This is a genomic window from Virgibacillus proomii (genome assembly GCF_018916875.1).
Classification (GTDB): domain Bacteria; phylum Bacillota; class Bacilli; order Bacillales; family Amphibacillaceae; genus Virgibacillus; species Virgibacillus proomii_B.
This window is the reverse complement of sequence record NZ_JAHLNO010000029.1, coordinates 1-23,588: the sequence shown is the minus strand read 5'-3', so window position 1 is coordinate 23,588 and position 23,588 is coordinate 1. Positions and strand designations below refer to the sequence as shown.

25 protein-coding genes, 2 tRNA genes, 2 riboswitches and 1 other annotated feature are annotated in these 23,588 nt (G+C 37.0%); of the genes, 21 read left to right on the top strand and 6 right to left on the bottom strand.

From position 1 onward, the window contains the following. The first annotated feature begins 26 nt into the window (after positions 1–26). Positions 27–1,085 carry an HD-GYP domain-containing protein gene (locus tag KQI21_RS15475; RefSeq protein ID WP_216485136.1) on the top strand — a complete coding sequence of 353 codons (1,059 nt, stop codon included), beginning with the start codon at positions 27–29 and terminating at the stop codon, positions 1,083–1,085. Between the two features lie 11 nt (positions 1,086–1,096). On the opposite strand, the gene KQI21_RS15470 is transcribed toward KQI21_RS15475, so the two are convergent. Continuing rightward, positions 1,097–2,050, bottom strand: coding sequence for a YaaC family protein (locus tag KQI21_RS15470; RefSeq protein WP_216485135.1), 954 nt, complete (start codon positions 2,048–2,050; stop codon positions 1,097–1,099). Positions 2,051–2,262: 212 nt separating this feature from the next. Here KQI21_RS15470 and guaB point away from each other — a divergent pair, with 212 nt between their 5' ends. The 13 genes from guaB (at position 2,263) to proC (ending at position 16,868) form a co-directional block, all read left to right on the top strand. Continuing rightward, positions 2,263–3,732, top strand: coding sequence for an IMP dehydrogenase (gene guaB, locus KQI21_RS15465; protein ID WP_216485134.1), 1,470 nt, complete (start codon positions 2,263–2,265; stop codon positions 3,730–3,732). Positions 3,733–4,373: 641 nt separating this feature from the next. After that, a complete protein-coding gene (locus KQI21_RS15460) occupies positions 4,374–5,702 on the top strand; it encodes a serine hydrolase (protein ID WP_309245567.1) in 1,329 nt (442 codons plus the stop codon). Positions 5,703–5,726: 24 nt separating this feature from the next. Further along, positions 5,727–6,611, top strand: coding sequence for a pyridoxal 5'-phosphate synthase lyase subunit PdxS (gene pdxS, locus KQI21_RS15455; protein ID WP_077318883.1), 885 nt, complete (start codon positions 5,727–5,729; stop codon positions 6,609–6,611). Positions 6,612–6,628: 17 nt separating this feature from the next. Then, complete coding sequence (gene pdxT / locus KQI21_RS15450; protein ID WP_216485133.1) at positions 6,629–7,204, top strand: pyridoxal 5'-phosphate synthase glutaminase subunit PdxT; 576 nt, start codon at positions 6,629–6,631, stop codon at positions 7,202–7,204. 56 nt (positions 7,205–7,260) lie between these two features. Beyond that, positions 7,261–7,482, top strand: a binding site (T-box leader). Positions 7,483–7,536: 54 nt separating this feature from the next. Continuing rightward, on the top strand, positions 7,537–8,811 hold the full coding sequence (gene serS, locus KQI21_RS15445) for a serine--tRNA ligase (protein ID WP_216485132.1): 1,275 nt from the start codon (positions 7,537–7,539) through the stop codon (positions 8,809–8,811). A gap of 185 nt (positions 8,812–8,996) precedes the next feature. Next, positions 8,997–9,104, top strand: a riboswitch (SAM riboswitch). 244 nt (positions 9,105–9,348) lie between these two features. Continuing rightward, positions 9,349–9,452: riboswitch (SAM riboswitch) on the top strand. 236 nt (positions 9,453–9,688) lie between these two features. Beyond that, the gene (locus KQI21_RS15440; RefSeq protein ID WP_216485131.1) at positions 9,689–10,720 is read left to right on the top strand and encodes a methionine ABC transporter ATP-binding protein; all 1,032 of its coding nucleotides are present in this window, start codon (positions 9,689–9,691) and stop codon (positions 10,718–10,720) included. Next, positions 10,710–11,360 (top strand): methionine ABC transporter permease, encoded by a 651-nt coding sequence (locus KQI21_RS15435; protein ID WP_216485130.1) that lies wholly within the window; start codon positions 10,710–10,712, stop codon positions 11,358–11,360. The genes KQI21_RS15440 and KQI21_RS15435 overlap by 11 nt, the downstream gene beginning before the upstream one ends. Before the next feature lie 18 nt (positions 11,361–11,378). Continuing rightward, positions 11,379–12,197, top strand: coding sequence for a MetQ/NlpA family ABC transporter substrate-binding protein (locus KQI21_RS15430; protein WP_216485129.1), 819 nt, complete (start codon positions 11,379–11,381; stop codon positions 12,195–12,197). 24 nt (positions 12,198–12,221) lie between these two features. Then, the gene (locus KQI21_RS15425; RefSeq protein ID WP_216485128.1) at positions 12,222–13,430 is read left to right on the top strand and encodes a M20 family metallopeptidase; all 1,209 of its coding nucleotides are present in this window, start codon (positions 12,222–12,224) and stop codon (positions 13,428–13,430) included. Between the two features lie 238 nt (positions 13,431–13,668). Further along, positions 13,669–14,058: an RDD family protein gene (locus KQI21_RS15420; RefSeq protein WP_216485127.1), complete on the top strand. Its 390-nt coding sequence runs from the start codon at positions 13,669–13,671 to the stop codon at positions 14,056–14,058. 637 nt (positions 14,059–14,695) lie between these two features. Continuing rightward, positions 14,696–14,788, top strand: a tRNA-Ser gene (locus tag KQI21_RS15415). 705 nt (positions 14,789–15,493) lie between these two features. After that, positions 15,494–15,823: a hypothetical protein gene (locus KQI21_RS15410; protein ID WP_216485126.1), complete on the top strand. Its 330-nt coding sequence runs from the start codon at positions 15,494–15,496 to the stop codon at positions 15,821–15,823. 235 nt (positions 15,824–16,058) lie between these two features. Further along, entirely contained in the window at positions 16,059–16,868 is an 810-nt protein-coding gene (gene proC, locus KQI21_RS15405; RefSeq protein ID WP_216485125.1) for a pyrroline-5-carboxylate reductase, read from the top strand. 698 nt (positions 16,869–17,566) lie between these two features. Here the strand turns inward: proC and KQI21_RS15400 are convergent. Together KQI21_RS15400 and KQI21_RS15395 are read right to left on the bottom strand one after the other, a co-directional pair. Next, positions 17,567–18,247, bottom strand: coding sequence for a deoxynucleoside kinase (locus KQI21_RS15400; RefSeq protein ID WP_216485124.1), 681 nt, complete (start codon positions 18,245–18,247; stop codon positions 17,567–17,569). A 31-nt stretch (positions 18,248–18,278) separates the two neighbouring features. After that, positions 18,279–18,920 carry a deoxynucleoside kinase gene (locus KQI21_RS15395; RefSeq protein ID WP_216485123.1) on the bottom strand — a complete coding sequence of 214 codons (642 nt, stop codon included), beginning with the start codon at positions 18,918–18,920 and terminating at the stop codon, positions 18,279–18,281. Positions 18,921–19,110: 190 nt separating this feature from the next. Between KQI21_RS15395 and KQI21_RS15390 the strand changes: the two genes are divergently transcribed. Further along, positions 19,111–19,183, top strand: a tRNA-Arg gene (locus KQI21_RS15390). A 138-nt stretch (positions 19,184–19,321) separates the two neighbouring features. Here the strand turns inward: KQI21_RS15390 and KQI21_RS15385 are convergent. Next, positions 19,322–20,431 carry a site-specific integrase gene (locus KQI21_RS15385; protein ID WP_216485122.1) on the bottom strand — a complete coding sequence of 370 codons (1,110 nt, stop codon included), beginning with the start codon at positions 20,429–20,431 and terminating at the stop codon, positions 19,322–19,324. Between the two features lie 68 nt (positions 20,432–20,499). Continuing rightward, on the bottom strand, positions 20,500–21,147 hold the full coding sequence (locus KQI21_RS15380) for a helix-turn-helix domain-containing protein (protein ID WP_216485121.1): 648 nt from the start codon (positions 21,145–21,147) through the stop codon (positions 20,500–20,502). A 201-nt stretch (positions 21,148–21,348) separates the two neighbouring features. Here KQI21_RS15380 and KQI21_RS15375 point away from each other — a divergent pair, with 201 nt between their 5' ends. Genes KQI21_RS15375 through KQI21_RS15360 form a run of 4 tightly spaced genes read left to right on the top strand, consistent with a single transcriptional unit; the run spans position 21,349 to position 22,868 of the window. Next, complete coding sequence (locus KQI21_RS15375) at positions 21,349–21,567, top strand: XRE family transcriptional regulator (protein ID WP_216485120.1); 219 nt, start codon at positions 21,349–21,351, stop codon at positions 21,565–21,567. 22 nt (positions 21,568–21,589) lie between these two features. After that, positions 21,590–21,907, top strand: coding sequence for a DUF771 domain-containing protein (locus KQI21_RS15370; protein WP_216485119.1), 318 nt, complete (start codon positions 21,590–21,592; stop codon positions 21,905–21,907). Then, complete coding sequence (locus tag KQI21_RS15365; RefSeq protein WP_216485118.1) at positions 21,904–22,683, top strand: BRO-N domain-containing protein; 780 nt, start codon at positions 21,904–21,906, stop codon at positions 22,681–22,683. Before KQI21_RS15370 ends, KQI21_RS15365 begins: the two co-directional genes overlap by 4 nt. Next, entirely contained in the window at positions 22,680–22,868 is a 189-nt protein-coding gene (locus KQI21_RS15360) for a hypothetical protein (RefSeq protein ID WP_216485117.1), read from the top strand. Before KQI21_RS15365 ends, KQI21_RS15360 begins: the two co-directional genes overlap by 4 nt. Here the strand turns inward: KQI21_RS15360 and KQI21_RS15355 are convergent. Further along, positions 22,846–23,037 carry a hypothetical protein gene (locus KQI21_RS15355; RefSeq protein WP_216485116.1) on the bottom strand — a complete coding sequence of 64 codons (192 nt, stop codon included), beginning with the start codon at positions 23,035–23,037 and terminating at the stop codon, positions 22,846–22,848. The genes KQI21_RS15360 and KQI21_RS15355 overlap by 23 nt on opposite strands. A gap of 54 nt (positions 23,038–23,091) precedes the next feature. Here KQI21_RS15355 and KQI21_RS15350 point away from each other — a divergent pair, with 54 nt between their 5' ends. Beyond that, entirely contained in the window at positions 23,092–23,244 is a 153-nt protein-coding gene (locus KQI21_RS15350; protein WP_216485115.1) for a hypothetical protein, read from the top strand. Then, positions 23,195–23,588 (top strand): BRO-N domain-containing protein (locus KQI21_RS15345; protein ID WP_253291580.1); only part of this gene is annotated, 394 nt, incomplete at its 3' end. The genes KQI21_RS15350 and KQI21_RS15345, both read left to right, overlap by 50 nt.

Genomic DNA, 23,588 nt, shown 5'->3' with positions numbered 1-23,588 from the left:
TATAATGATGTTAAGGGGGAATTTATATGCAAGTAGAAACGAAGCAGCTTGTTCCTGGTTGTATATTACTTCATGATGTAAAGGGGAAATCGAATCAGCCGATTATTCCAAAAAATACGGTGATTACAGAAGAACATAGGATTATTTTAGACAAATTTTTAATTAATACGGTCGAAGTTGCGTCGAAGTTAGTAGATGGCAAACGCTTTGGGCCAGAACAAGACGAAGCAAAAGAAAATAAGACTTCTTTAGAGGCACACTACCGTTATGTTATTAAGCAATATAGAGAACTCTTTGACAAATGGAGAAATGGGGCTAATGTAGACATCATAGTAGTACGCGAACTTTTATTGCCATTATTGGAAAGAATGGATGAGATTGAAAAATCGGTTTATAAGCTTCATCATTATGCAAACAAAGAAGATTATTTTTATCATCATCATATAGCGGTTGCCATGCTCTCGGCTTACCTAGGCTATAAAATGGATTATGCGAAGGGAGAATGGCTGCAAATCGGCTTAGGCGGATTTTTGAGCGATTCCGGTATGGCCCGTATTGACCAGCGGATTATTCAAAAACAATCCAAACTTACGGAAAAAGAGATGGAAGAAATAAAAAAACATCCGATGTATTCGTATCGATACGTAGAAAAGTTGCCAGCCTTAAAAGAAGAAGTAAAACAAGCTATCTTACAGCATCATGAACGGATGGACGGGAGTGGCTATCCACTTGGATTAAGGAAAGACAAAATTAATCGCTTTGCTCGAATAATAGCTGTTTCTGATACGTACCATGCGATGACATCTGAGCGGTTATATCAAACCAAGCAATCCCCATTTCGTGTTGTTGAAGTGTTGAGAAAAGAACAATTTAGTAAGCTGGATCCTGAAGTAGTACATCATTTTATTAAGGGATTGGCTAGTTTTTCCATTGGCACCAAGGTGAAACTGTCTAATCAGCAAATTGGTGATATAGTCTTTACAGATGAGCAAAAACCAACTCGTCCAATGATTCGATTAGATGAAAACAAGCAAATAATCTCCTTGGACAATCATCCACAGCTGTTTATTGAAGAAATATTGTAATGGAACATTCACTATTTACTGTTACCTGTTAGCTGCCATAACTCATCGGCCAATAAAGAGGGGATTTTATGAGCAGTGATTTGTAAAAAATGTAAAATAAACGGAAAGTCTATATCCGGTTTGTTAACAAATAAATCCCCCCACCACTCTGTTTCATAGCGGCATAGCATACTAAGATTGTACAGCAGCAGATAATGGATCATTACTTCATGAATTGGTAAAAAGTTCTCCCTATCTAACGGGAAATATAATTCATTCGTTTGCTGATGCATAAAGAAAGGTCCATTAGCTTCGGTGATTGGATAAGCTACCTCCATACGAATCATCTGTTTATCTATGTCTACATATTTGATAGGAGGAAGATAAGCTTCCACTCGTCGAATAAATGCCTGATCAGTAAGGTGATAATTATCTAACAGGTTAACTGGGAACTCTAAAAGCGGTGAATATTGTTTTCCAACAACGACCAATTTTGCTTGATTTTGAAAAATAAATAATGGATTTATTTCCGGTATGAGTGCTAATAGCCCTTGCATTGTTCGCTTCGCAAATGGAATAGGCTGCTTGTATAAATGTTCACAGAAATAAGGGAAAAGCCCATTATGCTGCACTTTTATTTCATCATTCATAAATGAATAATTCTTTTTTTTTCGCTTTCTTGCAGTAACGCCATGTGCTAATAGGCTCGTTGATTCAGGATAATTTGGACGTTTCGTTAATAAACAAGCCTTAATTAGATGGATCATCCCGTAATAGTAAAGAATCGGCTGCATAAACGGTTCTGTTTGCTCACCTTGGCGATAAAAATGAATGCCGTGATCTAAGTAATACATAAATGCATTACAGTTTTCGTAGCTTTTTATTTCGGCATCTTCGTCCTCTATTTGTGTATAACAATGATATAAAAATGTTTGTGCTGTTTGTTGTGACTGTAAGTAAGACATAAATAAATAAGCTATATCCATGGTAATGACCTCATAACTATAAAAATATTTAGAATCGAATTACTTTTTAATTCCAGTGAAATCAGCTTGAAAAACCTAATAGGTTAGCGTATTGTATATAAAAATAGATGTATTACTAGTGTATGCAAGTACGAATTTACCATACATGGACGTAATGTACGGAAAAACATCACAGCTTAAGTAAGTAACTAAAATTAAAGAGGAGGATAAGCATGCGCGAGGACAAATTTATAAAAGAAGGATTAACCTTTGACGATGTATTATTAGTTCCTGATAAATCAGAAGTATTACCAAAGGATGTTGATGTCAGTACGCAGTTAACAAAGAACATCAAGTTGAATACTCCACTTCTCAGTGCAGGAATGGATACTGTTACAGAAGCGTCGATGGCCATCGCTATGGCTCGCCAAGGTGGAATTGGTATTATTCATAAGAATATGTCCATAGAGGAGCAGGCCGAGCAAGTAGACCGAGTAAAACGATCGGAAAGCGGTGTTATTACGAACCCATTCTTTTTAACACCGGAACATCAAGTGTATGATGCCGAACATTTGATGGGGAAATTTCGTATATCAGGTGTACCTATTGTAAACAACATTGAAGAGAAAAAACTTGTAGGTATTTTAACAAATCGGGATCTCCGCTTTATCCAAGATTATTCCATATCTATTTCTGATGTGATGACAAGTGAAAATTTAGTGACAGCACCAGTTGGTACAACACTTGAAGAAGCGGAAAAAATTCTTCAACAATACAAAATTGAAAAACTACCATTGGTAAATGAGAACGGCATTTTAAAAGGACTTATTACAATTAAGGATATTGAAAAAGTTATCGAATTCCCGAAAGCTGCCAAAGACACACAAGGAAGGCTACTTGTAGGCGCTGCTGTCGGTGTCACTGCTGATGCAATGAAACGAATAGAAAAGCTAGTTGAAGCAGGTGTTGATGTTATTGTAATTGATACGGCTCATGGTCACTCAAAAGGTGTCATTGATCAGGTGAAAGCGGTTCGTAAAGCCTATCCAAATTTAGATATTATTGCAGGTAATGTCGCTACTAGTGAAGGAACGAAGGCTTTAATTGAAGCAGGTGCATCGATTGTTAAAGTCGGCATTGGCCCTGGATCTATTTGTACGACTAGAGTAATTGCAGGTGTTGGTGTTCCGCAAATTACAGCTGTATATGATTGTGCAAGAGCTGCTGCTGAATACAATGTACCTGTCATTGCAGATGGCGGCATTAAATATTCTGGAGATATTGTGAAAGCACTAGCGGCAGGAGCACATGCTGTTATGCTTGGTAGTATATTCGCAGGGGTTACGGAAAGCCCCGGGGAAACTGAAATTTATCAAGGAAGACAATATAAAGTTTATCGTGGAATGGGATCAGTTGGTGCGATGAAGGCAGGTTCAAAAGATCGTTATTTCCAAGAAGATGCAGAAACGAAAAAGCTCGTTCCAGAGGGAATTGAAGGTCGCGTTGCTTATAAAGGTCCTCTAGCAGATACCGTTCATCAATTAGTGGGAGGATTACGTGCTGGAATGGGATATTGTGGTACAAAAACAATTGATGAATTGCGCAATAATACTCGCTTTATCCGAATTACCAACGCCGGATTAAGAGAGAGTCATCCGCATGACGTACAAATTACGAAAGAAGCTCCAAACTATATTGTATAAAGATGCTCTCTTTTTTTGTAAGTTTGTGTTGAGTCCTTAATAATGGGTAACATTACCTTTAGTATTTTAGTTAATTTTCTCACCTATTTTTTAGATTCTTTTTTATACTAAATAGGAAAGTATAAAACTTTAGGCTTTATAGTATAAGAAAAACGATAGCTTTCGCCATAAAGAGGCTGGGACAAAACTAAAACAGCTGATTAAAAAACGAACAATAAATCGTCCTTGTGTATACGCAAGTTTTTAGCGTAGTCAAAATATGTAGACTCCTGCGGGAATAGCTCGAGCTGAAGATCCCGCAGGAAAGCGAAATATTTTGACGTAGCGATGATAGGAATTTTTTTAACACAAACAAACCAAACAATTATAAATGAATTGTTCGTTTTTTGCTATTTAGTATTTGTTTATGTCCCATCCCCTTTCTAAAATGTGAAGATGTCTATGAGCTCCTTGTTTTTACAACAGTTTGCCATGTAATTCTTGTAACTTGTACTAGTTAGTAAAAGAAAATATTAGATGGGTGTTAATCCCGTCTATTTTTTTATTATTTTATATGGTAAAATAACTAAGTGCACTTTCATAAAGAATAAATGTGCATAAATAGACATAGAGGTTAAACTACAGGGTGGAGGTACAAGAAGGTGAAACATATTTTTAAAAAGAGTTTCGTGTTTTTTCTAGCAGCAGTTGTCATGCTGACTATATTATCACAGCCATATCAATTACAGGCTGCAGAAGTAGAACTAGAAGCAGAATCTGCAATCTTAGTAGATGCAAATACAGGTAAAATTTTATTTGCCAAAAATGCAGATAAAGCACTTCCCCCAGCTAGTATGACCAAAATGATGACAGAATATCTTGTATGGGAAGCGGTCGAAAAGGGTCAAATCAGCTGGGATACAACAACACAGATTAGCGACTATCCATACAGTATTTCTGCAGATTCTACTTTTTCAGGAATTGGATTAAAACAATCTAAAGATTACAAGGTAAAAGATTTGTACCATGCGATGGCACTTATTTCTGATAATGCAGCTACGATTGCCTTAGCTGAACTCATTGCAGGTTCAGAAGGTGAATTCGTAAAAAAGATGAATAAAAAAGGAAAAGAAATGGGGCTTCCGGATTTTAAATTCGTTAACTCCACAGGGATTGAAAATAAATCGTTAGGGGACAATTACCCTGAAGGAACGGATCCTAATGGGATCAATCTTCTTTCTGCAGAGTCTGCTGCGTTATTGGCTTATCACTTAATTAATGATTATCCAAAAGCTTTAAAAATATCCAGTAAACCAACGGCAAAATTTGATGGCAAAGAACTTCGAAACTTAAACTATATGTTGGCGCATAATACAACATATTTTAAGGATTTCTATTATGAAGGTGTGGATGGATTAAAAACAGGCTTTACGGATTTAGCTGGTTACAGTTTTACAGGGACTGCCAAAAAAGGGGATCGTCGATTAATTTCTGTCGTCATGAAAACAAAAAGTGAAAAGAAACGCTTTGAACAAACTGCTAAACTATTAGACTTTGGCTTTCAGAACTTTGAGAATACGGAGTTATTCCCAGCAGGATACCAATTAAAAGACAAGACTTCTTTACCAGTTGCTAAAGGAAAAGAAGATAGAGTAAGTATTTCCCTTGGTGAAGCGTTCATTCTACCGATTAAACCGGATGAAAAAGATATGTATCGCATAGAATACAAGATTGATAAAGACAAGCTGGATAAAGAAGGAAAACTAAAGGCACCAATTAAAAAAGGTGAAAAAGTTGGAGTAGCCAAGCTTACGTATAAAGGCGAAAACGACTATGGATATATTGTAAATGATAGTAAGAGTACGGTAGATATTGTAACAGATCAGGCAGTAGAAAAAGCAAACTGGTTTATGCTTACAATGAGCGCAATTGGTGATTTTTTTGCTGATTTATTCCATACAGTGGTAGACTGGATTAAAGGACTATTTTAAATAAATCTTTAGGGGGAGTTTTCAGTGTCTAATATAGGAACAGACCGTGTGAAACGAGGAATGGCTGAAATGCAAAAAGGCGGCGTTATTATGGACGTTGTCAATGCAGAACAAGCAAAGATAGCTGAAGAAGCAGGAGCAGTTGCTGTCATGGCACTAGAGCGCGTACCTTCCGATATTCGAGCAGCTGGTGGTGTAGCTCGAATGGCTGACCCAACGATTACTGAGGAAGTATTAAATGCTGTATCCATTCCTGTCATGGCAAAAGCACGTATTGGCCATATTACAGAAGCTCGTGTATTAGAAGCAATGGGTGTTGACTATATTGACGAAAGTGAAGTGTTAACCCCTGCGGATGATGTATACCATATTAATAAATCAGACTTTACTGTACCATTTGTTTGCGGATGCCGTAATCTTGGCGAAGCAGCACGCCGTATTGGCGAAGGTGCTTCCATGTTGCGTACGAAAGGTGAGCCTGGAACTGGTAATATTGTTGAAGCCGTTCGGCATATGAGACAAGTACAATCAGAAATCCGTATGCTAACTGCAATGTCACGAGATGAAGTGATGACATATGCCAAGGAGATCGGTGCTCCATTTGAACTATTGCTTGAGATACGCAAAGAAGGTCGCTTGCCGGTAGTAAACTTTGCTGCAGGTGGAATTGCAACCCCTAGTGATGCCGCATTGATGATGGAGTTAGGAGCGGATGGAATATTTGTTGGCTCTGGTATTTTTAAATCATCCAATCCAGCTAAATATGCGAAAGCAATTGTGGAAGCAACAACACATTACAAAGATTATAAATTAATAGCTGAACTATCTAAGGATCTAGGTGAGGCTATGAAGGGGATCGAAATGAGTACACTAGAAGCTCATGATCGTATGCAAGATCGGAGCGAGTAAGAAAGAAGGAATGTTTTATGACGACCATCGGTGTACTTGCCTTACAAGGCGCTGTTCGCGAGCATATTCGAGCTGTGAGAGCATGCGGCGCTGAGGCAGTTGAGATAAAACAAAAAGAACAGCTGGCAGAAATAGATGGTTTAATCTTACCTGGCGGCGAGAGTACAACCATTAGGCGATTAATCGACAGTTACGGTTTTATTGACCCGATTCGGGATTTTGCCAACCAAGGAAAGCCGATCTTTGGTACATGTGCGGGTATGATCTTAATGGCTAAAGCTATTGAAGGACAAGCTGAAGCTCATCTTGGATTAATCGATATGACAGTTGCTCGTAACGCTTTTGGTCGTCAGGTGGCAAGCTTTGAAGCAGAATTAGAAATAACAGGTATTGCCAATGATTTTAATGCTGTATTTATTCGTGCTCCTTACGTAACAAAAGTAGGAACAGCTGTTGAAGTACTTGCAACGTATCATGATCATATTGTGGCAGTTCGCCAAGGTCCATTTTTGGCAACCGCTTTTCATCCAGAATTGACGGATGATCAGCGACTATTAGCTTATTTCATAACCATGGTTGAAGAGGTTTCGTAAATTTATTGGCGATAGTTGCATAAGCATAAAAAATCGGTTATGATAGAAGATAATAATAAAAAGTGATGACAGGAAGCAGTAATAGTAATGTCTTTCCAAGAGAGTCGATGGTTGGTGTGAATCGATGTGAGACAGCTATGAATCCGTCCTTAAGCTGGTTTATTGAATTCTTTGGATAGTAAATAAACCCGGTTTGCGTACCGTTACAACATGAAGCCGGAAGAATATGTATTCTTCAATCAGGGTGGCAACGCGGGAATTATACTCTCGTCCCTATTTTTAGGGGCGGGAGTTTTTTGATTTGTTAAGAAAAATAAAGGAGGAACGAGTATATGCTGGATATGAAATATTTACGTAATCATTTGGGAGAAGTAAAGCAAAAATTACAGCATCGAGGAGAGGATTTATCCGAGCTCCATCGGTTTGGCGACCTTGATGAAAAACGACGTCAGCTTATTGCCGATACGGAGCAATTAAAAGCAAAGCGAAATGAAACGTCGAAGCAAATCTCTGTATTAAAACGGGAAAAGAAAGATGCTGAACCGGCAATTAAAGCGATGCGCGAGGTTGGTGATGAAATTGCCAGACTAGATAAGGAATTGAAGGAAATTAATGATGAGCTGGAACATATTATGCTCTCTATCCCTAATATTCCTCATGAAAGTGTACCAGTTGGGGAAGATGAAGAAGATAATGTAGAAATACGGAAATGGGGAACCTTGCCACCATTTTCATATGAACCGAAACCGCATTGGGATATAGCTACTAATTTGGATATAGTCGATTTTGAACGTGCAGGTAAAGTAACTGGCAGCCGATTTGTATTTTATAAAGGGTTAGGATCACGTTTAGAACGGGCATTGTGGAATTTTATGTTGGATTTACATGTAGATGAGCATGGCTATGAGGAAATGTTGCCACCACAAATCATTAATCGAGCTAGTTTAACGGGGACCGGCCAATTGCCAAAGTTTGCAGAAGATGTATTTAAGCTGGAGGACTGGGATTATTTTTTGGCTCCTACGGCAGAAGTTCCTGTAACTAATTATTACCGAGACGAAATTTTAAAAGCAGATGATTTACCGAAAAAATATGCAGCATTTAGCAGCTGCTTCCGTTCTGAAGCGGGTTCTGCCGGAAGGGATACAAGAGGATTAATTCGTCAACATCAATTCAATAAAGTGGAGCTTGTCCACTTTGTCAAACCAGAAGACTCTTATGAAACGCTTGAAGCATTGACAACCCATGCAGAAAAGGTACTCCAGCTGTTAGAATTACCATATCGAGTGATGAGTATGTGTACAGGTGATTTAGGATTTACAGCCAGTAAAAAATATGATATTGAGGTATGGATTCCTAGTCAGCATACGTATCGAGAAATTTCTTCTTGTTCTAACTTTGAAGATTTCCAAGCAAGACGTGCTAATATTCGTTTCCGAAGAGAAGCTAAAGCAAAACCGGAATTTGTTCATACATTAAATGGTTCTGGTTTAGCAGTCGGCCGCACGGTAGCTGCTATTTTAGAAAACTACCAGCAAGAGGATGGTACGGTTATTATCCCTACTGCATTACGTCCATACATGGGTGGAAGGGAAATAATGAAATAAGGAAACATTTTTTTACACTATAGACTATAGGAAAATATAAAATTTTTATGGTTTATAGTATAAGAAAAACTACAGCTTTCGCTAAAGACTTGGCGACAAACCAAGTTTTTCTAAAAAAAGTATTTGACAGAAAGTAAAAACAGTAGTATCCTAATAGACATTATAATAAGTTCATAACGTAAAGCTTCTTATGAAGAGAGGTGGAGGGAATTGGCCCGAAGAAACCTCGGCAGCGGACTATCTTTATAGTACTGTGCCAAATCCAACAAGCATATATGCTTGAAAAATAAGAAGAGAGCGCCATAAATTGCAAATCTCTTCTTATTACAAATAAGGAGGGATTTTTCTTTTTATACACTAGATAAGCATCTTCGTGCAAGAATTGAATTTCATCATATCCGTTTTGTTTAACTAGGGATAAAAATTGCTTTTGAGCTAATAAATTTAGAAAGTGGATTGTACGTAAGTTAACAACTTAAGCAACAGAAACGAGTTATTTTACTGGATTTTTTGAATATTATTATAAAAATCAAATACTTCTTATCGAGAGAGGTGGAGGGACTGGCCCGAAGAAACCTCGGCAGCGGACTATTCTATAGTACTGTGCCAAATCCAGCAAGCATTAGCTTGAAAGATAAGAAGAGGAGATATGCAAATGCCTCTTCTTATGGAAGGGGCATTTTTTTATACTGTAGAAAGGTATAAAACCTTAGCTTTATAGTATAAGAAAAACGATCATTTTCGCCATAAAGACTTGGCGACAAGCTAAGTTTTTTTAGTGTCATAGCAAGATAAACTGATGTGTGAAATTTAGATAGGTTTTGCGTCAAGAGGTTTGTCGCTAGTTTGCTAAAGAAAATAATTGGGGAGTGAGATGGTGATTACATTTGATCATGTAACAAAAATTTATGAAGGGAAACAGCAGCAAGTAACAGCATTAGATGATGTAAACTTGCATATTGACAAAGGAGAGATTTATGGCGTTATCGGATTTAGTGGTGCGGGGAAAAGCTCACTGATTCGCTGTGTTAATTTACTAGAACGACCGACATCCGGAAAGGTGGTAGTGGACGGCAAGAACTTATTACATCTTTCTTCTAAGAAATTAAGAGAGGCAAAACGAAAAATTGGTATGATTTTTCAGCATTTTAATTTATTGAACTCCAAAAATGTTTATACAAATGTGGCAATGCCTTTATTATTAGCCAATGTTCCCAAGGAGGAAGTAAAGAAACGGGTTACCGAGCTGTTAGCATTTGTTGGCTTAGCGGATAAGGCAAAAACTTATCCAGATCAGTTATCGGGTGGTCAAAAGCAGCGTGTAGGGATTGCACGAGCATTAGCAACCAAACCGAAGATACTTTTATGTGATGAAGCAACCTCTGCATTGGATCCAGAAACGACACAGTCCATTTTAAAATTATTAAAAAAAGTCAATGAAGAGTATCATGTCACTATTTTGATGATTACTCATGAGATGGGCGTTATTCGTGAAATATGTGATAAGGTAGCGGTCTTGGATAAGGGAAGAGTGATTGAAACAGGCAGTGTATTTGACGTTTTTTCACAGCCAAAAACAGCTATTACACGTAATTTTGTCCGTTCTGTCATGCATGATAATATACCGGAGTCGATCTTTCAATTAATTAGACAACAAGGTGATGGCAGCCAACTATACCGAATCAGTTTTGTCGGAAAATCAGCAGGTGAACCACTATTATCACAAATTGCTAAACAATATACCGTCGATGTCAATGTTCTATTTGGCAGTATTACAGAGCTTCAGGGGATTCCTTTTGGCAACTTGATTGTTCAGTTTTCGGGAGAGGAAAAAGAAATAAATCGTGTCATCATGCATATTCATCAGCATAAAGTGGCGATAAAGGAAGTGTTAGTAGATGTTAGTTGACGAGCAAGAAATTATCCAAGCATTATGGGAAACAATTGTCATGGTAGGTGTATCTTTAATCTTTTCTTTTATTATCGGTCTCGTTTTAGGAATTTTATTAGTTGTGACACGAAAAGGGCATTTATGGGAGAATAAATTTATTTTTACAGCTTTAAACACAGTCATAAATATTTTCCGTTCCATACCATTTATTATTCTAATGGTAGCAGTTATCCCTTTCACAAGATTAATTGTAGGAACATCGATTGGAACAGCAGCTGCTATTGTACCAATGGTTTTATTTGCTGGACCATATATAGCCCGTTTAATCGAGAATTCATTATTAGAGGTGGACCCTGGAGTGATGGAAGCAGCACAAGCAATGGGAGCAACGCCATGGCAAATTATGATGCGTTTTTTAATTCCGGAAGCACTTAGTTCATTACTATTAGGGATAACTATTGCAACAATTGGTTTAGTTGGCGCTTCGGCAATGGCGGGTGCTGTTGGCGGTGGCGGACTTGGCGACTTAGCAATTACTTATGGATATCAACGCTTTGATACGGTTGTTATGGTAATTACAGTTGGTATTCTGATCATTATGGTACAAAGTTTGCAATCAATTGGCAATTTCATTGCTAAAAAAGTCAGAAGAAGATAAAAAGAGGAGCGAAACAACATGAAAAAAATCGTATTCATCTTTTCATTATTATTAATTGCAGTTTTGATTACTGCTTGTTCTAAAAGTGAAGCAACTTCTACAGTCAAGGTGGGAATCAGTGGCTCAGATACGACGATTTGGGATTATGTAGCAAAAAAAGCGAAAAAGGAAGGAATTAATGTAGAAATCGTTCGTTTTTCAGATTATGTACAGCCAAATTTAGCATTAGCTGAAGGTGAAATTGATGCCAATTCGTTTCAAACGATATCTTACTTTGAAAATTTCATTAAAGAGCATGATTTAGACTTAGCGCCAATTGCAACAACGGTTATTGCACCAATGGGGTTATATTCCGAAAAGCATGACAGTCCTGAGGATATTCCTGAAGGTGGAAAGATCGCCTTAGCGAAGGAAACGACGAATATGGGAAGAGGATTGTTACTTCTTGAGGATGCTGGGCTGATTAAATTGGAAGAAGGTTTTGATGGTAACGGCTCATTAGACAAAATTGCAGAAAACCCAAAAAATCTTACATTTGAATTATTGGTAGCGGGGCAAACGCCAAGAGTTCTTCCAGATGTTGATGCATCGATTATTAATAATGGGATAGCTGTTGATGCTGGCTTAAGTCCTTTAGAAGATTCAATTTATCATGAAGACGAGACGGCAACACCTTATGTAAACATCATAGCCGTTCAAGCTAAAGATAAAGATGATAAGTTGTTAAATAAACTGGTAAAAATTTATCAATCTAAGGATGTAGCTAATTTCATTAAAAAAGAACGTAAAGGAAATACAATTCCAACGTTTTTACCGTTAAGTGAGATTGGATATTAATAAAAATTAAATGAGGTGAAGCAGATGACTGTAGTCGTAAAAAAGATAGAGAAACTAAAACAGCAAATAGCAGAAGATATAGATGCTAATCAAGACAGATATATAGAAATAAGCCATACAATCCATGAAAATCCAGAGATCGGTAATCAGGAGGTATATGCAGCTAAAACATTAACGGATCTTTTGGTAGAGAAAGGCTTCGAAATCGAGTTGGATATCGCCGGACATCCAACGGCATTTATTGCCAAGCGAAAAGGGAAACAGAATGGGTTAAAACTTGTTTTTTTAGCAGAATATGATGCCCTTCCAGAAATTGGGCATGCCTGTGGTCATAATTTAATTGGAACGATAAGTATTGCAGCAGCTATTGGTTTAAGTAAGGTAATCGATGAAATCGGTGGAGAAGTAGTCGTATTCGGTACCCCAGCTGAAGAAGGTGGACCAAATGGAAGTGCAAAAGGAAGCTTTGTAAAGGCTGGATTAGTTGATTATATTGATGCAGCCATCATGGTTCATCCCGGAGCAGATACAACATTGACTGGTCCCTCCTTAGCAGTAGATCCACTTGATTTTGAGTTTTTTGGTAAAGCAGCACATGCATCAGCTCATCCAGAACAAGGAATTAATGCGTTGGATGGAGTAATTCAGCTTTTTAACGGAATCAACGCATTACGTCAACACGTTCCGAAAGATGTGCGGATTCATGGTATTATTACCGATGGCGGTGATGCACCGAATGTTGTACCAGATTATGCGAAAGCGAGATTTTTCATTCGCGCTGCCACAAGAACAACATTAAATCAAATCACGGAACGAATCAAAGCAATTGCCCAAGGTGCTGCTTTAGCAACGGGAGCGGAAGTGAAAATTACTGCATTTCAAAATGAAGTCGATAATTTTATTGTGAATCAAAGCTTTGATGATCTCTTTAAACAGGAAGTAGAAACTTTGGGAGAGAAAGTACTTTCAGTAGAAAAAACAGCAATCGGATCAACAGATGCGGGGAACATTAGCCAAGTTGTTCCGACTATTCACCCTCATATAAAAATTGGTCCAAGTGATTTAATTGGTCATACGGTCGCCTTTCGTGAAGCAGCAAAGTCAAAACAAGCTGATCAGGCTTTACTCATAGCAGCAAAGGCCGCTGCTTTTACTGCATTAAAACTTATTACGGATGAGGAAGCGTATAAACGTGTTCGACGTGAGTTTCAGGAAAGGACAATTGCAAATTAGCGTATGCTAAAAACTTGATAGCTGATTAGAAAATGTCACAATGATATATAGCCTTCTTTGTTAGGTATCAGTAATTTGTTAGAAACTCAATTTCTTGCCAGTGTATAACCTCTCCATGATGTAGTGTGGAGAGGTTGGTTATTTTATCATCCGAACTGAATCGAAGTGGAAAACAATTGAAACCACTTCTTTTGCTAATCGTATATAATGATGAGTAACCATTAAAGGGGGAATATTCGTGAAGCCGATAACAAAAAAGCGTACGAAGGCGTTGCTGCTTGATCTAACAATATCAAGTTTTGTAACACTTGGAGTTGAGCATTTTTTACGGAAAAAAGTCAAAAATGAAGCAGTTCATGTTTTCCTAACCCCAACAGTAGTCATGTGGGCTCTGGAATTTGCGCAATTACGGAAAGGTGGTCAAACGATAGGTTATAAAAAAATGGGGCTCGTTCTTGAAAATGAAACTGGTTCAGCATTAACTCCAGTCCAAATTTTAAAACGTATCGGGTATAGAGATACATGCAGTACGATTGATTACTTAAAAAACCGAAAAGCATTTGAAAGTGAAGATGGGGCAATCCTCCCGCATGATCGATTTGCGAAAACAGTAGTAAAAGAGCAGTAAAGTGATTATAAGTGCTGTTCAACAAGGAGGATAAAAAGGACAAAGGTCAGATAATTTCGTAACATCCTTGTTGCAATGCCGAGACTAGCACGTCCTAGCTAGTCGAAGTTTAAGGATGACGTAGTTTTGGATAGCGGGTTTGTACAAGTGCTGATTTCTACGTTGCCCACAGGACGTGGGCGCTTTTAGTAAAAAAGCTTTGATTAGATACATCTTCACAGAGCTTAGACGATAGCTACGTTGCACTTATACTTAGAACTTAAAAAATTTTAACTATGTTAAATGAATTTCATGCTAATATTTTATACGTTCTAACGTCCGAAGGAATTCGAAGCGTTCTTATTACTGACTTTTTGAACACCCTCTATAACTTTTAAGCTTAGGGAATTTTATTGCATGTTATAGTTGGACAAGGAATATAATATAAGCTGAGGTTCAGTTCACATAACATAATGAAACAAATTTTCCCTCTTGCAACTGAATGGGGATATTTCAGTTGCAAGAGGGAGCGAATTTTCAGTGATAATATGATATTGTAAATAGTCGAAACTAGAAGGGAAAAATAAAACTTTTTCTAAAGAAATATTTACAATTGACAAGCATATTGAAACCATGGTATATTATATCTTGTCGCCACGGAGGTATACCCAAGTCTGGCTGAAGGGATCGGTCTTGAAAACCGACAGGGGTGTAACAGCCCGCGGGGGTTCGAATCCCTCTACCTCCTCCATTTTATATTAGCGCATAAAATTTTGGAGATGAAAAAATCGTTACATCGTAGCGATTTTTTTAACTCGTTAAGGGCTTAAAAATGCTGTTTTTATGGATGGCAATATGTTGTTTATTCGGACAAAGATCATAGTCACTTGACATTTTAACGATTTGCGCATATAGTACATAATTAATCAAATAAAAATATTAAAAGCAATGACTAGGCTAGTAATACCATGTACGAACGAAAGAGAGCGGGATTCATCGGCTGAAAGATCCCAAACGTAACCGACAGGTATGAACCTACCTATGAGCTGTTAGTAAAAACTGGCCGCAGAAAATGCTGTGTTATCAATAAAAGTTGGGTATAGTATAACTATGCCAATATAGGTGGTACCGCGGAAACTCTTTTCGTCCTTATATTCAGGATAGAAAGGGTTTTTTTATTTTGTGGCAACCTATATATGCTTCTACATGGCATGGTTATCTTTTAGCTTCGTGTAGCCTCACTTAAGCGATCAAGTTATCCGTCTAAATTGGGTTTTGCCGTCCGCTGTATTTTCTTTATCCCGAATGTAAGGAGGCCGTATTTTCTCATATCAAAAATCTGCTTATGATTTTTGATGAGAAAAACGTCCTCAAAATCCCCGATTCGTTTGGGTGACAGGACAAGGAAAACTACATCAGCGATCATCGCGGTTTTTTTAAGGACGAGAGAGATTGCTTGAAAAGGCATTGTACGCAGAAAAAGTGTACTTCTGTTTCAAGGACGAGGAAAAACTTTGACAGCGACACATCGCACGCAGAAAAAGCGTTCCTCTTTTTCAAGGACAAGAAAAGCTACGTCAGCGACACATCGCACGCAGAAAAGCGTTCCTCTTTTTCAAGGACAAGAAAAGCTACGTCAGCGACACATCGCACGCAGAAAAAGCGTTCCTCTTTTTCAAGGACAAGAAAAGCTACGTCAGCGACACATCGCACGCAGAAAAAGCGTTCCTCTTTTTCAAGGAGAAAAGCATTAAGTTTCACTTTATCCCGATGTAAGGTGCTGTAAACTACAACTTAGAGAATACGGAGAAGTATTAAATTGGAGATAACGGCACCTAAATGCCCGATTGGTTCAGAGGCCTTTAGGTCATACCCTTACTACTAACATTTCTTGGGAAAAGCATTCCAAGAAATGAAATTTCACTTTATCTTGTTAGAAGCTCGCCAGTTTGTCGTCGATAACCAGCGTTTTATGCTTTGTTTGTTCGTTTTATGAAGAAGTGTTGAAGGAGGAGTAAAATATGGATAAATATATTGCATTTATTGGTGCTGGATCTATTGCTGAGGCAATTATTGCCGGTTTAGTACGATCTGGAATTATCGATAAAAGCCAATTAACGGTAACAAATCGCAATGATTACGAGAGACTTCAACAATTGAAGGAACGTTATCAGATGAACATTATACATGATAAGGAAGATTTAATTAATCATTCCGATATTATTTTTTTAGCTGTTAAACCGAATGATATTGAACAGGCAATCCAGCCTATCAAAAAATACTTGAGGAGGGAGCAATTAATTATTTCTGTGACAGCAGGTGTGTCAACGACTGCGATTCAGGAATTTGTCGGTTTAACTATCCCTATTATTCGAGCAATGCCAAACACATCAGCTTCCATCGGTTATTCTGCAACAGCTTTATGTACAGGCGCTTATGTAACAGAAGAACATCTAAAAGTAGGTGTACAATTATTTAACACGATCGGGACAACGGTAGTAGTTGATGAAGCCGAAATGCATTTGGTCACGGCGCTTTCTGGCAGTGGTCCAGCATATATTTATTATGTAGTGGAAGCAATGGAAAAAGCTGCTGTAGAGGCTGGAATGGATGAAAAGACAGCTAAGCAATTAATTAATCAAACAGTGCTTGGAGCAGGAGAGATGCTGAATCAATCGAAAGAAACAGCTGTGGAACTACGCAAAAAGATTACGAGCCCAGCCGGAACCACAGAGGCAGGAATTCATATTTTAGAGCAAAATGATTTTCAAAAAATGGTAGTAGATTGTATATATGCGGCTAGAGACCGATCCCTAGAATTGGGGAAGTAATTTTGTACATGCGAAGTAAAAAACAAGCTGTGTTAAGGAAGAATGACAGTTCCGTGGAGATTTTTTACTCCATCTAAGGTTCCGTAAGACTTCTACTTTAAGAATGTGAAGAAGTCTATCTAAGGAGATAACGACACCTAAATGCCCGATTCGTTCGGGGCGATAGAACCAGGGAGATTGCTTGAATAGGCATCACACGCCGAAAAAGTATTCTTCTTATTCAAAGACAAGAAAAACTTCGATAGTGATACATCGCGATTTTTCAAGGACTAAAGAAAACTTCGAAGCCATACATGGAGGTTTTTCAAAAGCACGTGAAATTTACCTTTGTTCTTCTTTTAATTAGTAAAAAATGAAGGAAAAGTCCAACTGAATGAAGTTTCACTTTGTAAGTGATCTAAAAGTAGAGGATATAGTTTTCCATAAGTTTTTAGAATAACCAAGAAAACAAAGAAGCACCTTAAAAAATGGCAACGGATAATAACGTCGCCATTTTTTAAGGAGCAAATTTTATAAACGAGCAGGAACATAGTGTTATACAAGCGAATGTATGTCTTTTAGATACTCCAAAAATTCTAGCAGATTGTCTGTTTGGAAACTTGGCAATTGCTTAGTTTTCTTTAAATAATCCTATAGATATTTCCGCTGTCCCTACTTCCATTATCGAATGTTGCGATAATGATTTGATTGTATCATAATTATACCCGTTCTCGTGCTTTCCATTTTCGTGACTGTTCGATAAAATGTCCAATTCGCTTGAGAATCGGCTCAATCGACTTTTCCTGATTTATGACATCATAGTCAGATATATTAATTCTAAGGATGGGGCAAGCATTAAAGTTATTGATCCATTCTTCATAACGGTTATACAATTCCTGCCAATAAGAAATGGGTGTATTTTTCTCCATTTCACGACCGCGTTTATGAATACGTTCGATGATCTCATCAAAAGAACCTTCTAAATATATAAGTAAATCCGGATGAGGGAAATATGGCGTCATAACCATAGCTTCAAACAGGTTTGTATATGTTTCATAATCTGTTTTGGACATCGTTCCATTATCATAATGCATTTTTGCAAAAATGCCTGTATCCTCGTATATGGAACGGTCTTGAATAAACCCGCCACCGTATTCAAAAATTTTCTTTTGTTCTTTAAACCGTTCTGCTAAAAAATAAATTTGCAGATGAAAGCTCCATCGTTCAAAATCCGCATAAAACTTCTCCAAATAAGGATTTGTATCCACTTTTTCGAACGACGTTTTAAACTTAAGGGCATTTGCTAATGCATGTGTCATTGTCGATTTACCAACACCGACGGTACCAGCAATTGTAATAATGCTGTCATGTGGGATATTGTATTTTTCTCTTGCCTTCATAATTATGTCTTTCCCTTTCTTAACTTTTTTCTTATGTTTGTTGAAATTTATAAGGCAGCTGTTTCGAAACTTGCTCTATGATCTGATCCAAATGTTCCTGATAACAAACAAAGTCAACCTTATCACCATCAATTCGGATTACTGGAATCGAAGGATATTCCTTCTCAAAATGATCCATAAACATTTCATAATCCTGTACAAGCTGTCCTAAATAGGAAGTTTGTATGTTTTGTTCAAATTCCCTTCCGCGAAGCTCTATCCGTTTTAAAATAGTTTCTAGGCTCGCATGCAAATAAACGATTATATTCGGTGTAGGCATGTCCTTCGTTAAAATATTAAATATTTGTTCATATTTAAGAAATTTATCTTTAGGCAACGTCCGCTTTGCAAAAATCATATTTTTAAATATATGATAATCTGCAACGACTGGTTTGTATTTGCTTATATAATCTCTTTTGATGTCTTCTAATTGTTTATAGCGATTGCATAAGAAAAACATCTCTGTTTGAAAGCTCCACTCTTCGATATTTTCATAAAACTTTCCTAAAAAAGGATTTTCCTCTACAATTTCCTTCAATAGATGAAACTGAAAATGTGCAGCTAATTTTTCAGCAAGGGAGGTTTTACCAATACCGATAGGCCCTTCAACTGCAATAAAAGGAATTTTTAACATTGCTTATTCCTCCAATCCATAACGAAACAGATGTATAATATTTTATCATACAAGCAAAGCGGAAACCATGTTAAGTTTATCTAGTACTTTTCAAGTTTGGCGGAATTTTGTATAATAGATAATGCTTGATAGAAATAGCCAATAAAGTTTAAGAAAAAGACGAGAATTCTATAGTTAATTCTGAATAAATGCCCCCGTAGCTCAGGGGATAGAGCATCGGTTTCCTAAACCGTGTGTCGCAGGTTCGAATCCTGCCGGGGGCGTATTTGCGTTGTTTTGGGTTGTTGGCAAAGATTCAAGAGGAACTAAAAAACGTTGATATATCAAGGTTTGTGAGGGTATTGGAGGCTAAGGTGTTTATCGCAAGAAAACATCATTTTTTATTTTATTTTACACATTTTTTACACATACATTCTTTGGAAAGTTTCGGCGCTCATATTTTCGTCTCGTTCTTCCATTTCTTTTATCACATGAGAATATGTGTTTAATGTTGTTTCTATATCCTTATGACCTAACCGTTTGGACACATAATAAAAAGATACTCCTTGGTAAAGCAAAACAGATGCATGGGTATGCCTCATGCTGTGTATAGTAATCTCTTTCCCTTTTATGTCTAGTTTGGTCATCATTTCCCTTAATTGCTTATTGACTGCGCTATTACTAATAACATGGTACTTAGATGTTGGACTATAAAACACTAGCTTCTTTATATTTTCTGGTCTTCTCTCAAAAAGGTCTTGAAATAACCCCATTGTCTGTGTATCCATTTTTATAACTCGTTGTTCCCCTGTTTTCGTTTCTCCCCATCCTTTATGCATTTTATTTGTATATCCCCAGGTTTTATTTATATTGATGGTGTTATTGTCAAAATCAAAGTCTTTACGAGTTAGGCCGACCATTTCACCAAATCTCATACCCGATGTAAGAGCCAGTATTATTAAGTAATCTGTTAAAGCTTTCTTTTTCTTTTCCAAAATAGCATTTAAAAGCTTTTGACTCTCGTCATAATTCAAATATTTTTCATCGTTGCTTTTACCCTGCTTTCCGGTAACTACTGCACCTCTTGTAAAATTAACATGTATAATACCCTCGTCAATCGCATTTAAAACGCAAGATCGTATATGTGTGTTTAGTTTTCTTGTGGTTTCTTTTGCGTGATTTTTTGCGTACTCATTTAAAAAAGATTGGTAAGATCGCTTTGTTATATCCTGTATAGCCGTATCGTTAAAGTATTCGTTAATAGTGTCTAATGAATTGTTATAACGTGCCAATGTGTTTTCTTTAATGTCTGTTTTATATGTTTTTATCCATGTTTCAAAGTATTCATTAAAAGGAACTTTCCGCGTTATTGGACTAAAACCCTTATTCATTTTCGACTCAATATCGGCGGCTGCCGCCTGTGCTTCTCTTTTTGTTTTAAACCCTCCTTTTCTTATCGGTTTTGACTTACCGTTAACCATACGACTAATAGTGTATTGCCATGTCTTACCTCTTTTTGTAAAGCTAGCCATGTTATCACTCCTTATAAAAATAGGGCAGTAGCTAACTGCCCGATAATTAATTTCCTAGCGCTAAAAAATTAATCTAAATTAACTATATACAGAACTACCTTTCCGTGTATTTTTAAATTGTGATAACTGTCAAACGGTACGTTGTTATCACTAAACCTGATGTCGGTTGATGATGGTTTGAATACCAGTCTGTCATCAAATTTATAAAATCGTTTAACGGAGTATTCATAGTGATTACTGTAAACAACTATGTCTCCGTTCTGCAAGTTGTTTATATCTATTTTTTTGACAGCTATCAAAGAGTCGTTAGGTATTATCTTGTTCATCGATTCGCCGTTAACTCTCATCAAAAAGATGTCGTCTCTGCCTGCCCATTTACCCATTATTGCGTCTGGGATAGATATTGTTTCCACATCATCCTCCGATACAGGATCGATCATTTCTGGTAATCCTGCGGCAACGTGGACTGGAAGGTAAGGGTAATCAGAAGAGCTGGCTTCTTGTTTCAAAGGAATTTCCTCTTCTATTAAATACTCTACACTTACATTTAGCGTTTTCGCTATCTTTACAACGCTATCGATGGCAGCCTTATTAAGGTCTCTCTCTATAAATGATTTTATCGTTGTATAAGGTACACCAGAAGCTTTTGAAAATCTAGAAACATTTTTGTATGGACTTTCTTTTATTAGTTTTTCCAACCTTTCTCCCTTGCTCATTTTCTCACCACCTTACATTATGTCGTATTTTAGTTACGATATAGCGTAACTAAATTGATTATAACAGTTGTTTTTATGTTTGTATATAGATTTTTTACAATTTATCGTAAAAAATCTATATTTTTGTGTTGACAAATTACGACGTGTCGTATATTATTGGAATTGTAAGTTACGACACATCGTAAAAAGGAGGTTGAAATAATGTTCCCTAACTTAGATGCAGAAATGGCAAGGCGTGGGGTTAAAAGGGTTGACATTGCCAACGATTTTTATAATGGGAGAACGGCGACAGTTTCGGATAAGTTAAATGGAAAAACGCCACTTCAAATGATGGAAGCTATCAGAATCAGAAATAAATATTTCCCCGATCTAGAATTAGGATATTTGTTTGATACTGAACCAGAAAAAATTGCTAATTAGATTTGTTGTAAGGAGGGTTAATATGCAACAACTTAACGTATCTCTTAGCATTCCGATACCTAGCGACAAAGTTTTAATTGAAAAGGTAGAGTTAGAACGTTTAAAAGATGAGTCGTTAGAAGGTGTCTATTGGACTATGAAAGACTTAGAAAAACGTATTAACCGCAAGCAATTGTGGATTAAGGATAATATTTTATATCCACCTAAGTTCAAAAAACAACTAGAAGAATTTGTTTACTATCCAGAATCTCAAGGTCAAACGTGGTTATTCCATGCTAGGAAGATGGCGAAATTCTTAGATCGTAACTTTAGCGAAATTGTGAAGGAGGAAGCGAATTGAATCTATCACTAGCAGTAAAAGAAATGTTTGAAGGAAATGAAGTTGAAGTGTACTGGAATGAAAACAACGAACCCATTATGACAATTGATGGTTTATCAAAAGCATTGGATTACTCCGACAGAAGTGGAATTCAAAAGATCGTAAATAGAAATCCTTACTTGAAAGATATTGAGTTTTCAACTGAGGACAAAATGTCCCTAGTTGAAGGTGGAAGAAAAGTAACAAGGGAGGTTCGTATTTTCAACGAAGATGGCATATATGAAGTAACGCTTTTATCCAAAAAACCAAAAGCGAGAGAGTTTCGTGCATTCGTCCGTAAGTTACTGAAGTCTTTAAGAAAAGGAGAACTCCAACTAGCTAAGCCACAAACCGAACAGGACAAGCTACAAATTCAAAAACAACGTGCTGAAGCGATGCTATTAAACGCTAAAACTCGCCAAGCTAAATTAATCCTAGAAATGCAAAAGGATAAAGTATTATCTCCAATCGCTGTTGAGTTACTCGGTATTAATGCTATAGAGCATATCACAGGAAAAGAAGCTAAGACAAAGCCGCAAATAGAAAAGACGTACACAGCTACTGAAATTGCAAAACAGTTAGGCATAACAGCTAATAAGGTAGGTCGTATTGCTAAAGCGCACGGGCTTAAAACAGATGAATATGGTATTTGGGCATTGGATAAAGCAAGGCATAGTGATAAGCAAATTCCGTCGTTTCGGTATTACGAAAATGCGATTAGTAAAGTGAATGAAATTATGAAGGAGGAAGCAAAATGAAGGAATTAAAAACACTTGAAAAGGAAAATAAAACCGATTTACAAATTGATGTAAATGGTATAGAAGAATTTGCTAACAAAGTTGAACACGCCCTTGAATTATTAAAAGAGGCAAGCGCCATATTAAATGACGCTTCCAATAATACAAAATTTGAGATTGTTGTTAAAACTTTAGATCAAAAGTAGTTCCACAGTGTTTGCATTTAGGGTTAGTGCTTTTAACGTTAATTTCTTTATCGCATGTAGGGCATGTGATATCAATTCCGTTTTTTCTAGTATGTTCTTTAATGCTTTTTAAAATAGCTTTATTTAAATTTTTACCAAAGCTTTTAGAAACATCTATCTTAACACTCACGTTAACACCTCCCTCTAGGGAGATTATACCAAATGAAATGAAGGAGGAAGCAAAATGAATGAAATGCCTGAACATATCAAACGTAAGGTATTAATGTTCTTTTTGGAAACATCGGTACCACGTATTCTAAAAGCTAAAAAAGAGAAGGAGGAAGCCAATGGACATTCGTACCGAAAATTGGAATGGTCACGAAATAAGATTTGTTGAAGTTGAACCATCTGAATGGTGGGCGGTAGCTAAGGATGTTGCTGACGCATTAGGTTATAGCGAAACAAGCGCAATGACAAGGCATTTAAAAAAGAAGTATCTCACATCTGTCAAATTGACAGGTATGAATCAAAAGTTTTCTGCTATAAGTGAGTTCGGTATTTATAAAGCAATATTCAGATCGCAACGTCCAGAAGCGGAGGAATTTGAAGAGTGGGTTTATAACGTCATCAAAAAATTGCGCATGCAAAGTGGTCTCGAAGGTTTCCAAGTCTTTAGGATGCTGGACAAGGAATATCAAAAAGAACAAATGTCCAAGCTTAGCCAGTCGCTAGAAAAACCTA